Raw genomic sequence first — 13032 nt, 5'->3', positions numbered from 1 at the left:
TTGACAAACTCACCAAGCAGATGAATGCGTTCGAGGAACTGAAAAACGGCAATGTCGCGGTCGCGCTTGAAGTCGCCGGCGTCATCATCGCTGTTGCCCTGATCATCCAGTCAGGTGTTGTCGGTATCACCGCAGCACTGGCCTGATGCGTCACGCTTAATTTTCTTTTTTTAGACGTTCTCTTAAAGAATCGTGCATGAACCTGTACCCTTCATATTCAAAACCCGGGACAAGATAGCGATTAATATTTCAGTCACGTACATTCCAGTATGATTTGCCCTGAATGCGGGACCAGGCTGTCCGATGGGGAGACAACATGTCATTTTTGCGGGCATACGGAGCTAAAGTCATATCGGGGAACGATTTCCCGGGATGTAATAAATATTTCAATCGGGGTTTTATTCGGTCTGTTAGCATGTTTTCTTGTACCCGATATCGGCGAGATCTTATTTAATAATCCAATAATCGGGATTGTGATCATTGCCGGTTTTTTTGGTAATCTGATCTACATCGTGTACAGGTTTTACCGTAAAGATGCGTGATAGTCCAGTCCACAAGCAGCATTTTTTTAATACCACACTTCTGACGGTGAAACTCATAAAAAAGTGACGGCCAGGGGAACCCGGCGTTTCAGGATAACATTCACGGGTTCCCGGGGCTTGTGCCGCAAAAAACGCCAAACGGAGTAATGGGTTTCTTGCGGCCCCGGCTGCCTCTTAACACACCCATGAGGCCGGACACGAGCAAACGTGTTCGCAGAACATACACAGATAAGGGTAAGCCCAGCATCCCATCCAGATCACCCCCTTTTACCACAGGGCTATACTGCAATTTACCTTCAGGACTTCATATACAAGGCGTTGAGTGAAAAAAAATTTTAAGTAAATTTTGGCGAATGGTGCAGGGACGGTGCGCTTTGCCGCTCCGGCACGGGGATGTTGTGCCGGGTGTACCGGGAATTTTTCACCGGCCGTGATAAAAAAAATTAACGCGTGCAAGAGTTTGTCAATTCCTCTGCCAGAACTCTTTATTTCAGCTTTACCGGAGCGCCGCCATGAGCTGGTCTGGAGTTATGGTAGTCCCGGTTACCATAGACAATTGTGCTGCTGCGTAGGTATAATTGATAACATGACTATCCGGTGGGGGAGTCAGGGCACTGATAAGAGCGCTCTCGGGTACCCCGAGGTTTTGCGCAGCTGCCATCATCGGAGTAATATTGCTCACATAATGACCGTGCACAAAAGCTCCCGTTAAGGTAACGTTGGTTCCCTGCTGGCCGGGAGTCACGAGGGCTATGGAAACACCGTTCTGACTGTTTGCATTGTTTCCGGAGTCGGTCGGCGACACGGTTGCTGCAGATGTGCCGGGATTAGTACTGGAGGTCTGGGTGCACCCTGTCACGATAATGCTCATAATAAGGAGTGTCACGCCAATGATGCCGAGGTAATCACATTTTTTAATAAATTCTCGTTTCCGGATTGCCATATGCCCTCACCTGCCTTAAAGGAAGATCTTTCCAGATATCACGTGCAGGATCTACCGGCACCTTCCGGTTCAACCTTCCATTAAACCTGAATTTACTATGTCACCAGATATAATTTTCGACGGTACTTTTTTTTAGATTCTCTGTTAAAAATTTAAGAGACGATGCAGGATTAACAGAGAGCAAAAACCATAAAATCAGGAAATTCCAAGACAATTTCACCATCAGGATTTACGGGAATAAACATCTTTTGTCTTCCCGGATTGTTGTCAGGTTCCCACACCTACGTTAATTCCCCGGTCCATCCCGTATTTATTCTCAAGTGCCGTTTCTTTGGGCGCGTAAACATTCTGGAAATTGGTATTAAGGTTGTTCCATGCCGTATACTCGGGAGTGTAGACCATCGTGTAATAATTCTGATAATCGCTGTATGCCTGGTTGTACATTTGTAAATCGTTTGAATAGCTGGACATATCACTAATGGAAAGATCATACTGCACTTTTAATTTCCAGGAGGTTACAAGAGACTCAAGGGTGGCAAGTTGCTGCGATGAGACATTGAGCTCAATGGCTGCTTCATTTACCTGCCCCCACGCGGAATAAACTGACTGTTCAATCTGTGCATCGGAAGATTCTGTTCCCATACTATCGAATGATTTGCCGTCAGAGATCTGGATGACCTTTGTGGGAGTAAACGATGATATTGGTTCATCCATCCCGGTAAGGTAATACCCGTCAAAGGTAGGTATGACGGGAGCTGTGCTTTCTATGAGTGCATAACCGGTATTTCCAAAGGTGTACTGTGCCGGAGCTTTTATTCCGACAGCCATATGTCCCGGCTCGTTGCTGCCAAAATTGAACTGGATCAGTGCTACATTATACCCGAGTTCCTTTAACAGGAGCGCAAGGAGAAATGATTTTTCTCCGCAGATACCTCCCCACTCCTGAAAAAGGATCGTATAGGGGTATCGTCCGATGTATAATTGACCCGATTTGGATGCATTCACCTGAACTTCATTGAGAGTGTTGGCATCATACCTGATGTGCTGTACAAGGTTTATTGCGATTCTCGCATTATCGTCAGGATTTTTCGCAGAATGGTTGATTTCATTGACCATCGGCATGATGTACTCACGCTGGATCTCATTTGAAATGACGGCATTATAATCATCCCCGGTGTAGATCGGTCCTAACGATGTGACGTAATTATTCACTCCCGTATACACCTTTATGGGAATAAATCCCTGGTTTCCATTTAACGTATAATAGTACATTTTGTTGATCGATCCCTGTGATTCGAGATCTGGGGTCGCTGTCGTTGAGGAGACTGCAGTCGCAGAGGGAACAATGACCGATGCCGGAGGCGAAACCGGATATCCGGTTTCATTACTTTCATTGGATAAAGAAGAAGCAGGCGCCGGAGTGGCATTTGAGGTATGAGACCCGGTCGGACCTGACGTGACGCAGCCTGCCGTAATGAGAAAAACGAGTATGATTGTGAAAAAAACATACGGGGTTTTCATAAAATGATAGGGATATCGCGGGGGGATAAAGATGCTGATCGTTTTGTGGGGGTAGGCAGGGAGAACAAACCCGCGGAAGTACTTGCATGGAATGATGCTTCACAATTCACACCAGTACCCCGGGTTAAAACATCCCAGATCTCCGGGGGATAAACCAATAAAAGAAACCAGTCTCCAAACAAATTCTATACGCACCGAACAAGTCTCCCGATACTGGGAAGAGTGCGAGGATTGCTCCCTTCCCATTACGGAAATGAGTGCAGCGGCAATCACGGAGAATCAAATCAACGTGTTCATGTATAACCTCTTAAGAGCGCTTGAATGCAGGTGCTGTTCTGATTATTATTAAATATTTTTAGATAAAAAATATTTATTAATCATGAAAGATTATACTTTTTTTATACCTGGAAGGGGTATTAATGACAATGGTTATGGACTTAATTACGGTATTAATTTTTGGTTTGATTGGCGGATTTGTCCACAATGTTTTGTATACTAAATCATTTGATCTACCTCACACTGACCCTGGTACAAAAAAATTCATGTGGGGTAGTCTCGATGATATCATTGCCGGTATAGTAGCTGCAATTATTACGTATCTTGAAACCACGGTCGGGACCACAGCTGCATCTGTTTCCGGGACTCAATTAATTTTAATTGCATTAACTGCCGGGATAGGTGGAAGTGCAGTTATAAGTGCATATCAGAAAAACACCACCCTGCAGGCCGTTAAGCCGGCAGGAGAGTAACATTCACTTTTTTTAATAAACCGAAAAACACCGTGCTATACTCACCCGGATGAATCGGTCCCTGATCCCGAACTCATGCCCGGAGCGTCCACCGGACGGTGATCGCATGTACGGGGCAGAAATCGTTGCACAGAAAACACATGCAGCAGAGTTCACTTTTTTCCGGGTAAACGCCGTCTCCTTTTATCCCGACAAATACGCCCATCGAGCATAAGTTGACGCACTTGTGAGCCGAATGACAATGGCGCGACCGTTTGCATAATTCGGGATCGACATACACTTCAGTGCCTACGGTTGTTGCGGGTCCGACCTCCACGGGTATCACGTTCCATTCTGTCGCAAACGGGCCCGGCGGGATACCGCACCCGATCTTATCCTTTAGTGAATTATACAAGTTTTTATTATATATCAATGGCGGTTCAGGAATGGATATCTACCACTGCGGGTGATACGTTCATCATCTGCGGAAAAATACCTCCGGCAATCGCACCTGTTCTCACCATTCCGGGCAATAAGTTTTATGTATATAATAATACATTTATTTTTAAAATATTTTCAGGAAGGCTGGTATGAGCACATTGAGAGTAATTACAAAAGAGGAAGTCGAAGCGAAAAATGAACTCCTCACGCTGAAGAAGACCCACGCTGATGATGACCGGCATATGGCCATTATGGCGGCAGCCGGTGGGGATACCGGGGGAAACGGGGGCACCGGGGCGGCGAACGATGGCATGGACGGAATGGTCAGTGCACTGGTAAAGTACATTCCCATCCCGGTGATGACCGTCTACACGCTGCTTGACGGGACGTTCCGGTCGATGCCGACGCCTCCGACACTGTTCTGGTTTGGTTGTTTCCTCCTGTTATGCATATTTGCCTGGGTGATAACGTACACCATGACCGACGCCCCGGAAGCAAAACCAGCACGGGCACTGCTCGCAGAGAACGAACAAAAAACAGACAAGACGGATAAAGAGAAAAAACTGGAGGAAAAACTCAAAAAATGGATCGACAGCATCGACCGGCAGAAGAGTAAACAGGCTGCGATAGCACTTATCGCCTTTGTCGGGTACGTGGCGGCTATCGGTGGTCCTTTTACCTACCTGTCGACTATAGAATCAGTATTTGTCTGGCAGGGATTCTATGGCACCGCATTACTCGGTTTCGTGACGCTGATTATTTACACGGCACTTCCGCACTCAAGCACAACCTGATCTTTTTTTTTTATTTTGTATCTACGGGTGCATCCCGTGCATGCCATGCAAAGAAGAGCGCGACAATACTGAGGACGGCAGCAAGGAGAAATGCTGCCTGGAAACCGCCCGCGAGCGCCGGCATCGGGACCGCGAACGGATCGTGTAACTGCCCCACGGCTTCCGCGGCAATGAGGGTTTCGGAAAAGGCGATCTGGAAGATCACGATCCCAAGGATGATGCCGGTGTTCCCGAGCGCCTTCATGACGCCGGATGCAGCGCCTTTCATATCTGCGGGGCTGTGGTCCATGATCAGTTTCGTGTTGGGAACGAGGAAGACCCCGCGGGTAACACCAAGGATGAGGAGCGCGAGGACGGCCATACTGAGTGTGATGCCTTGCGTAAACCCGGCGAAGAACAGGTACACCGCTGCCGATCCCGCTGCACCGATGATGCAGAGCGTTCGTGCACTGAACCGGTCGGCGAGGAGGCCCACTCCCGGGGTGGCAAGGAGCATCACGGCAGCGGGTACGATGACGATGAGGCCGGTCAGTGAATAGGAATAGCCAAGGACGAGGTTTAAGTAGAACGGGAAGAGGAAGACCGGGCCGTTGATGACCAGTTTCATGAGGAAAAACGAGATATTTGCATTGGTAAAGTGCCGGTTTTTGAAAAGGGAGATCTCAAAGGCCGGGTCCTCGGTCGCACTCTCGTACACGATCGCGAGCGTCCAGAAGGAAAACGTTAAAATGGCAAGGCCTGCCGTGATGAGGCTCGTGATCCCAAAGACATGCACCGAACTGATGGCAAGGACGAGTGCGAGGGTGGCGCAGGAAAAGAGGCATGCCCCGAAAAGATCGAACTTCCTTTTCCGGGACATCTCTTCGCCTGCCGACAGGGTAAAAAAGCCGGCTGCAACAATCGCAAGGCTGACCGGTACCATGGCAAAAAAACCCCAGCGCCAGGTGAGCGTATCGGTAATGACCACACCAAGCGTCGGCCCCATGATGACCCCGAGGACTGCCGCCCCGGAGAGATACGCAAAACCCCGCCCGTGCCATGGTTCCGGGACATGGCAGGTGACATACGGGGTGATGACGGCTGCTACCATCGTCGCACCTGCCGCCTGGATAATACGGAAGAAAATGAGCTGGTTTACGGTGTCCGATAAGCCGCAGAGAAATGATCCAAGAGTAAATGCAAGCATGCCGAAAAGGAACACCCTGCGATACCCCCAGACGTCGCCAAGTTTCCCAAAAAAGAGAAACAGTCCCGAAAGGACCAGCAGGTACACAATGACGGTAGCGGAGGCAAGCCCGGTGCTTGTATGGAGATCGCCTGCGATCAGCGGGAGCGAGACCGTGATGTTGCTTGCCGCATAGGCGCCCAGAAGAGCGCCCAGGGAGATGAGGGCCAGGTTGAGCCGCCAGTACCGTTCAGGGGCGGCTGCCCTGGTGTGTGCATCCATCAACAGGAAGTCGCCCTGCCGGGTATATGAGTGTTTCAATATGATCCAGGGGCGGGACCGGGAATAAGAACAAAACTCATTTGTGTGAGAAAAGAGAAGGTACGGATTGAAATGGTCCTGGATCGGTTCACCGTACGCGTGAGGGTGCTTGTTGTTGTCTGCTGTGTCCTGATCGTTGTCGGTGCCGTTATCTTTACGATCGGGTTTACCGGTCAGGTACAGGTAAGAAAGCACCTGCTCCAGGATGAACTCAGGGTCACCGCGAGCCAGATCGCCAGTCAGGTAAACGGCGACGGGCTGCTTACCTTAAAACCGGGCGATGAAGGTTCACCGCTCTACCTCTCGTTTGCAAAGACGATTTACCAGGCACGCAGCAACAACACGCATATCAGCAACGCGTACATCATGCGGGTGGATAACGGGAATATCAGTTACGTCGTCGATGACTTTTACCTTACACACGGGCTGGACCCGTCTGTTGCACGGATCGGGGACCTGACAACCGAGGATAAGCCGGTGCTCCTGGCAGCGCTTTCCGCACCACAAAATTCCCCGGATATCTACACATCAAAGTGGGGATCGTTTCTCTCCGGGTATGCCCCGATACGGGATTCGAATGGCACGGTTGTCGGTATCCTTGGCGTGGACGAGACTGCCGATTTTGTCAACCAGTACGAGTATGCCAATGTCTTCAACCTCGTTGAAGTTACGTGAGGACCGGATTTACCAAAAAAAATACTGACGATACCCGGGGTGATTGCCGGTCCGCCCTTTTTGGTCTCAGTGGCCGGCACGCCATTCCCGGGTGGTCATCACGGCAGAAAACCGCATCGCCTGCGTTACGCAGATGGCCCGGTGCAGTTCTTCTGCCGTGACCGTTCCTGCGGCATTGGAAAAAGCGAGCGTCCCGGTTGCATCGGAGATGAACTGCACGGCATATCCCCGGTGGAAGGCCTGCCGGGCCGTGGTGTCGCAGCACATCTGGGTCATGTACCCGACGATGGTAACCTTCGCGATCCCGTTTCCTTCGAGCCATGCGCCAAGGCCGGTGCCGGTGAAACTGCCCGGCAGGGTCTTTTCGATGAGGATATCGTACGGCCGACATTTGATCTCGTCGAGCAGCTCCCACCCGTGCGTGCCGGGCCGGAACGTTGGTGCGTCCGGCGCGGTACTGGAATGCCGGATGACCACGACGGGAATATGGTGGTCCCGTGCAGCGTCCATGACTGAAAGGATATTGTCAAGGCTTCCTTTGGGGTGGGTGACCGGGAGGTGGCCCGTGAAATATTCGTTCTGGACATCGATGACGAGCACTGCCTCCCGCCCCTTTTTTGCATCCTGTACCTTTTGTTCCGCGAGCATGAACCGGTCCCGGCTGACGGTCATGCGGTAGAACTCCACGGGTGTTTTCTGGACCTCTTCGGTGCATTCGCCCACGTTCTCGAACCCGAGCGATGCGTAGAGTTTCTGTGCCCGGAGATTGGTCTTTCTCACGATCAGCCGGATCGACCGGATGTCCGGGCGGGAGAAACCGTGCCGGAGCGTGAGGAGAGCGATCTCTTTTCCCCGGCCGTGTCCCACCAGTTCAGGATGCAGCGCGATCCGGAACTCGGCACACCCGGCCGTTTCAAAGGAGAGGATCGAAAAGCCGGCCATGGCCCCGTCCTCCCGGGCCACAAAGGCTTCGGTTCCCGGTTTGCCGGTATACTCGTCGAGCCAGCCGCGGTCTCGCAGGGCATAATCCAGCCCGGCAAATTCCGTGGGATACGGGGGCCAGGACTTGATGACGCTGATATCCGGTCCGGTTAAGGGGCACAGGGTGATCATACAGGGGAGTTTTGGCGGGGAAGGATGAAAAGCGGTGCGGTGGGGCGCGAGGGACTCGGCAAATGTAACGGGTCTCATCACGGACATTTAATGTAGGGGGAGATCAACAAGAACTAAAAAAGACAAGATGGTACTCATCCGGGTGGAATGTATGAGCGACAACAAGCAGTCAGATCTTATCAAAAGTTTTGTGGATTACCTTATTTCATCACAAAAGATTGAGGTCTTCAACTATTCGATTTTCGTGAACAAGGAAAAGGATGCTTTTTTTGTCAACGCCGTACCCCATTTTCCCATTGTCCGGTTAAAAATCGACAATGACAACAATAAAAAGTCCATTGAGGTGGCGCTCAAAATTACAAAAAACGCAGCAGACAGGCCTGCAGATTCCCTTGACCGGGTCTGTACCCTGGGCGTCAGCGTTACCATGGACAAAGAAGGAAAACTCTCGGTCCATACGGACCTGGCACAGGACGCCGTGTTCGCACAATTGCCGGCCCCGGTTATGGATGCGATAAAGAAGGTCTATTCTGACCTTGAGAAGGGCAATGCAGCGCTCCAGAACCAGCTCCAGGCATGGTACGATGAGCATACCCGGTGAACCGGCATCCTGCTACGATGTCCCCGGGTTTTTTTTCCCGAAAACGCTCCGGTCCCCCGGCACGTCACCAGGGCCGGTAAAAGAAAAGAGCGATGTGCAATGCGGGAGAGTTCTTTCTATGGCATCGCTCGATCGTCCGGGTTTCCCTGTGATCACCGGGCGTGACCGCACAGACGCACCGTACAGGTCCGCCCTCCTTTTCAGGGCAACGGGAATCCCAAAAGGATATTTCCCGATCAGGAACAATTCGGGAGGCTGCACACCTCGATGAAAAACATTATTCTCATCGGCATGCCCGGCGCAGGGAAGAGCACCGTGGGCGTGATCCTTGCAAAGACGCTCGGGATGACGTTTGTCGATACCGATATCACGATACAGGAACGTACAGGAAGGCTCCTGCAGGAGATTATCGACGCGGAGGGACCGAAGGCGTTTCTGAAAACTGAGGAGGAGACCGTCCTGTTTCTTTCCTGCCGCAATTCTGTGATTGCCACCGGGGGGAGCGTGGTATATTCGGGAACGGCGATGGCGCACCTCAAAGAGGAGGGCGTGGTCGTGTACCTCGCGATCTCCTTTGAGGAGATGGAAAGGAGACTCAAAAACATCACGACCCGGGGGATTGTTTTGTTTTCCGGCGAGAGTCTTTTTGATATGTATCACGAGCGGGTCCCGCTGTACGAGAAGTATGCCGATATCACGGTCGAGTGCGAACGGGAGGATTTCGAGGTGGTTGTGGGGAAGGTAATAGGAGAGATGGGGGGGTTCCGGGCGTAGGGCGAGATTTTTTTTAAAGGACGCTTCAAAAGGGGCTGTCGCCCCACAGCCAGCGTGGGTAGCTCCGGAGGTACAAAATTCACTATACTGGAGAACCTGGAATAGCCCTGATATCCCCCGAAAGATATGTCCGTAAAACCGTTCGATCTCACAGGAAACGAAAAAAAACAAATATAACACCCTGTTTTCAGAAATACGCCCAAATTGAGTCGTATATGATCTCCGTAAACGGGCCATAGACGCGTTCCGGCGGCCTCTTTTTTTGGGATGGGCCCCAATGCCCGTTTGAGGTAAGATCAGGGCGGGAATGGGCCTTAGGATATCCATTAAATTCGTCCGATTGCCAAAATACGGCATTTTTGGGTTTATTTTTAAAAGGAGGCTAATACGGGCTCCGATTGGGTGCCGGGTGGGGGAATCGGAGGCCGGATTGGGTCCGGATCAGGGGCTGTGGGGGGAGGGCCGTACAGGGGGCCACGGGATCCCCTGGTACATACCTCTTCCCCTTCACGTGTTCCCGGTGTATCGTTTCGTATTATTTCCGGAACAGCGCCGGGTTCTGGCGCCGGATCCACCATCTTCGCAGGAGTACGGCAAGGACGATGATGATAACGATAAGGACCAGCCAGGCGAAATATTGCTGGATCGCCGCCAGGATCTGGTCAAGGACTGACGGTGCCGGGAGCGGATGAGGGGAAAGTATGGCAGGTGTTACCGCCGGGGTAACCGGGGTTGCCGGGGTTGCAGGGATGGTTTTTGTCGGGCTCGGGCCAAGCCCCAGAGGAGTGGGCTGCGGGCCGGTGTAGCCCGGGTCGTTTGCACCGGAACTGCACGAGTAGCAGGTCCCGGTGCTCTGGTGGCCGGGAGATGTCGGGGTTGGTGCCGCAATGACCGGGACATTTACCGATACGTTAAAGCCGTCAACGGAAGCGTTAACGAGAGCGGTCCCAATCGCCGGCGATGAGAACGTTGTGGCTGCCTGGTGACCCGTGGTCAGGACCTGCGCTGCGGATAATGCCGCTCCCGCCGGCCCGGACCCGATGGAAAAGATGACCGGTATGCCGTCCGGGAGGATGTTTGCAGCCACGAGCGTGCTGGTATTATCGTAACTGAGGTTTGCCTGGATGGTGCTGGTCTGAGACGTTGAAATCCCTGTCGGTGTCGCAGTAATACCCAGTTTCAGGTACGTGGGTATCGTTAATCCTCCTGTCAAAGAAGACGTCGGAGAGTTCGTCCCCCACCAGTTCTCATTCACATTTAATGGAGCGCCCCCGCCATTAGAAACAATTTTACCGCCCGTATCAGAGGTGACATTCCCGAACCGGCAGAAGTTAATTGTCCCGCCCTGACCTCCATAAATTGCACCTGCGAAACCCGCTCCACCACTGGTCGCATAGCAATTCGTGAATGATGACGAATTGACAATAACGTAGGCATTACCTCCGCCGGAAAGAGCGCCTCCATACCCTGAATGGCACCAGGTGAAATTTGATCCGGTAACTGTCAGGTTCTGGCCATTAGAATGAATGTTTATAGCCCCGCCATACTTTCCCGGTGCCGAATCATTGAAAAAATCCGACGAGATAACGGTTACATTAGCATAACTGTCTATGGCGCCGCCACCATCTGCACCCTGCGAAAATCCGTTCCGTAACGTCAGGTGGCTGATGGTAATATGAGTAACCTCGATCGGGTAACCTCCAGAAATATTATAGAGTATACCCACACTCGTAGCAGCTGGACCATTTATCCCGTCAAGAATCGTATTCTGGGTCGTACCTCCGTACGACTGGTTTGACTGGAAGGTGAGATTATCCGTGGCGATTAAGAGATCATGTATATCGTAAGTTCCCTCTCCAAACGTGATCGTGTCGCCAGCAGAGGTTGTATTCAGGAAATTCTGGAACACCGGCAGGGAAAAGGTAGACGGGTCGACAGGGTAATCATGTCCCAACACCGGCCCGACAAGTACGGACAAAAATACAATCGAGATCAAAACTGCTGTACAACACTGACGGAGATTCATCTTTTCATTTCACACCCGGTAAAACTGGCCTGGATCATCGGATCCGGCACTGGAAGATACTACCAGATCGTGAGAGGGGATCCATATATATTAATGCCGTAATCCCTCCCCGGGGAAGCCGGGCGGGGATAACCGTAGAGGAATTCGCCACCCTGTTGTGAGTGCCGGCCGGGGCTTTTGTCGCGTTTGTCCCGTGCGAGGAATTATTTTTAGCCCGAGGTTACCGGTCGAACCTCACGAATTCCCATCACAGGATCTGCCCGGCGAAAGACTGATGAAGTGCCGGCAATAATACTACAATAATTAAAAAAAACGGGATGTTGTGTTCAGGACTATGGCGGCACACAGGATAAAAAAAGAAATCAGGGATTCCATCGTCGCAATACTGGAAAAGTACGGCGCTGAGCGGATCGCCGTCTTTGGTTCCTACGCCCGTGGCGAGGCAAGAAAAAAAAGCGATATCGATATTCTTGTCCGGTTCGCGCAGCCAAAAAGCCTCATCCAGCTTGTCCAGATCGAGGATGAGATTGCAAAAAACCTGAAGGTACCGGTCGATCTCGTAACGGAAAAATCGGTCAGCCCGTACCTTTCTTCCTCAATTCACCGGGACGAAGTGGTGATCTATGGATGAGACCGGAAGATCCGGCGTACCTTTTCCATATTCTTGATGCCATTTCCCATATCGAAGAATTTGCAAAAAATATCTCTTCTGCCGAAGATCTCAAGGACCACCCGCTTGAACGTGCAGGGATCGAACGGATGCTTTCCATTATCGGGGAAGCAGCAAAGAATGTCTCGCCGCAATTACGCAAAGACACGCCGGATATTCCCTGGAAGGCAACGGCCGGTATGCGTGACAAACTTATCCACCACTATTTTGGCGTGGATTATGAAGCGGTGTATGAAACCGTCAGGCAGGATTTACCGGTTTTAAAGCGGGAGATCCAAAGGATCTCCGAAAATACCGCAACAAAAGAACCGGGCACAGGGAATACAAAGAAAAAACGGGAGCGTCCCACAAAGAAAAAAGGGTGAATTTCTTCAAGACCCTGATCTGACAAAAAAGAAAAAAACTACCAGTTTTTGACTTCTTTTATTTCAGACTCATCGGAGAGATATTCAAAAAAACCATCTGCGGCATCTTCCAGGGCTTCTTCTTTTGTGTCTTTCGGATTCATGCTCCGGAAATAATCAGGACAGCCTTTGCCTTTTACCATCAGGTTTGCAACACCGATATAACTCTCGCCGCCTGCATTGAGGACCTGTTTTACCTTGATTTTTAAGGGGCTGTATTTCATGTCCTCTATGTCGATTTCAAAAATCCCGACAACTTCCCTGATCTCGCTGATTTTCGTGTGCTTACGCTGTAAATCGGTTTCTGTCATTAC

General features: G+C 51.0%; 15 protein-coding genes. 9 read left to right on the top strand and 6 right to left on the bottom strand.

All coding sequences use genetic code 11. The features are described from left to right. Positions 1-146 (top strand): DUF350 domain-containing protein (locus WCE46_RS02010; RefSeq protein WP_424732032.1); only part of this gene is annotated, 146 nt, incomplete at its 5' end. Between the two features lie 123 nt (positions 147-269). After that, on the top strand, positions 270-542 hold the full coding sequence (locus WCE46_RS02005; RefSeq protein ID WP_424732031.1) for a zinc-ribbon domain-containing protein: 273 nt from the start codon (positions 270-272) through the stop codon (positions 540-542). Between the two features lie 496 nt (positions 543-1038). Here the strand turns inward: WCE46_RS02005 and WCE46_RS02000 are convergent, their stop codons facing one another. Together WCE46_RS02000 and WCE46_RS01995 are read right to left on the bottom strand one after the other, a co-directional pair. Further along, on the bottom strand, positions 1039-1485 hold the full coding sequence (locus WCE46_RS02000; RefSeq protein WP_424732030.1) for a hypothetical protein: 447 nt from the start codon (positions 1483-1485) through the stop codon (positions 1039-1041). A gap of 267 nt (positions 1486-1752) precedes the next feature. After that, complete coding sequence (locus WCE46_RS01995) at positions 1753-3006, bottom strand: hypothetical protein (RefSeq protein WP_424732029.1); 1254 nt, start codon at positions 3004-3006, stop codon at positions 1753-1755. A 425-nt stretch (positions 3007-3431) separates the two neighbouring features. Here WCE46_RS01995 and WCE46_RS01990 point away from each other — a divergent pair, with 425 nt between their 5' ends. Both WCE46_RS01990 and WCE46_RS01985 read left to right on the top strand, forming a co-directional pair. Further along, complete coding sequence (locus WCE46_RS01990; protein ID WP_424732028.1) at positions 3432-3755, top strand: hypothetical protein; 324 nt, start codon at positions 3432-3434, stop codon at positions 3753-3755. A gap of 569 nt (positions 3756-4324) precedes the next feature. Continuing rightward, positions 4325-4969: a hypothetical protein gene (locus tag WCE46_RS01985; RefSeq protein ID WP_424732027.1), complete on the top strand. Its 645-nt coding sequence runs from the start codon at positions 4325-4327 to the stop codon at positions 4967-4969. Positions 4970-4979: 10 nt separating this feature from the next. Here the strand turns inward: WCE46_RS01985 and WCE46_RS01980 are convergent, their stop codons facing one another. Then, positions 4980-6455 carry an MFS transporter gene (locus tag WCE46_RS01980; RefSeq protein ID WP_424732026.1) on the bottom strand — a complete coding sequence of 492 codons (1476 nt, stop codon included), beginning with the start codon at positions 6453-6455 and terminating at the stop codon, positions 4980-4982. A gap of 72 nt (positions 6456-6527) precedes the next feature. On the opposite strand from WCE46_RS01980, the gene WCE46_RS01975 reads away from it, so the two are divergent. Then, positions 6528-7130 (top strand): hypothetical protein, encoded by a 603-nt coding sequence (locus WCE46_RS01975; protein ID WP_424732025.1) that lies wholly within the window; start codon positions 6528-6530, stop codon positions 7128-7130. Between the two features lie 66 nt (positions 7131-7196). Here the strand turns inward: WCE46_RS01975 and WCE46_RS01970 are convergent, their stop codons facing one another. After that, entirely contained in the window at positions 7197-8321 is a 1125-nt protein-coding gene (locus tag WCE46_RS01970; RefSeq protein ID WP_424732024.1) for an isochorismatase family protein, read from the bottom strand. Between the two features lie 73 nt (positions 8322-8394). Between WCE46_RS01970 and WCE46_RS01965 the strand changes: the two genes are divergently transcribed. Then, positions 8395-8844, top strand: a complete 450-nt coding sequence (locus WCE46_RS01965; RefSeq protein ID WP_424732023.1) for a hypothetical protein — start codon at positions 8395-8397, stop codon at positions 8842-8844. Between the two features lie 267 nt (positions 8845-9111). Then, positions 9112-9618 (top strand): shikimate kinase, encoded by a 507-nt coding sequence (locus tag WCE46_RS01960; protein WP_424732022.1) that lies wholly within the window; start codon positions 9112-9114, stop codon positions 9616-9618. Positions 9619-10153: 535 nt separating this feature from the next. Here WCE46_RS01960 and WCE46_RS01955 read toward each other — a convergent pair. Continuing rightward, entirely contained in the window at positions 10154-11644 is a 1491-nt protein-coding gene (locus WCE46_RS01955) for a hypothetical protein (RefSeq protein ID WP_424732021.1), read from the bottom strand. 334 nt (positions 11645-11978) lie between these two features. Between WCE46_RS01955 and mntA the strand changes: the two genes are divergently transcribed. Continuing rightward, positions 11979-12275 carry a type VII toxin-antitoxin system MntA family adenylyltransferase antitoxin gene (gene mntA, locus WCE46_RS01950; RefSeq protein WP_424732020.1) on the top strand — a complete coding sequence of 99 codons (297 nt, stop codon included), beginning with the start codon at positions 11979-11981 and terminating at the stop codon, positions 12273-12275. Next, positions 12272-12679: a DUF86 domain-containing protein gene (locus tag WCE46_RS01945; protein ID WP_424732019.1), complete on the top strand. Its 408-nt coding sequence runs from the start codon at positions 12272-12274 to the stop codon at positions 12677-12679. The genes mntA and WCE46_RS01945 overlap by 4 nt, the downstream gene beginning before the upstream one ends. 38 nt (positions 12680-12717) lie before the next feature. Here WCE46_RS01945 and WCE46_RS01940 read toward each other — a convergent pair. Further along, positions 12718-13032, bottom strand: a 315-nt coding sequence (locus WCE46_RS01940) for a hypothetical protein (RefSeq protein ID WP_424732018.1), incomplete at its 5' end; no start/stop codon positions are given.

The organism is Methanoregula sp. (genome assembly GCF_049690535.1).
In the GTDB taxonomy this organism is placed as follows: Archaea; Halobacteriota; Methanomicrobia; order Methanomicrobiales; family Methanospirillaceae; genus Methanoregula.
Note: the sequence above shows the minus strand (reverse complement) of the source record. Positions and strands in the feature narration are given on the sequence as shown.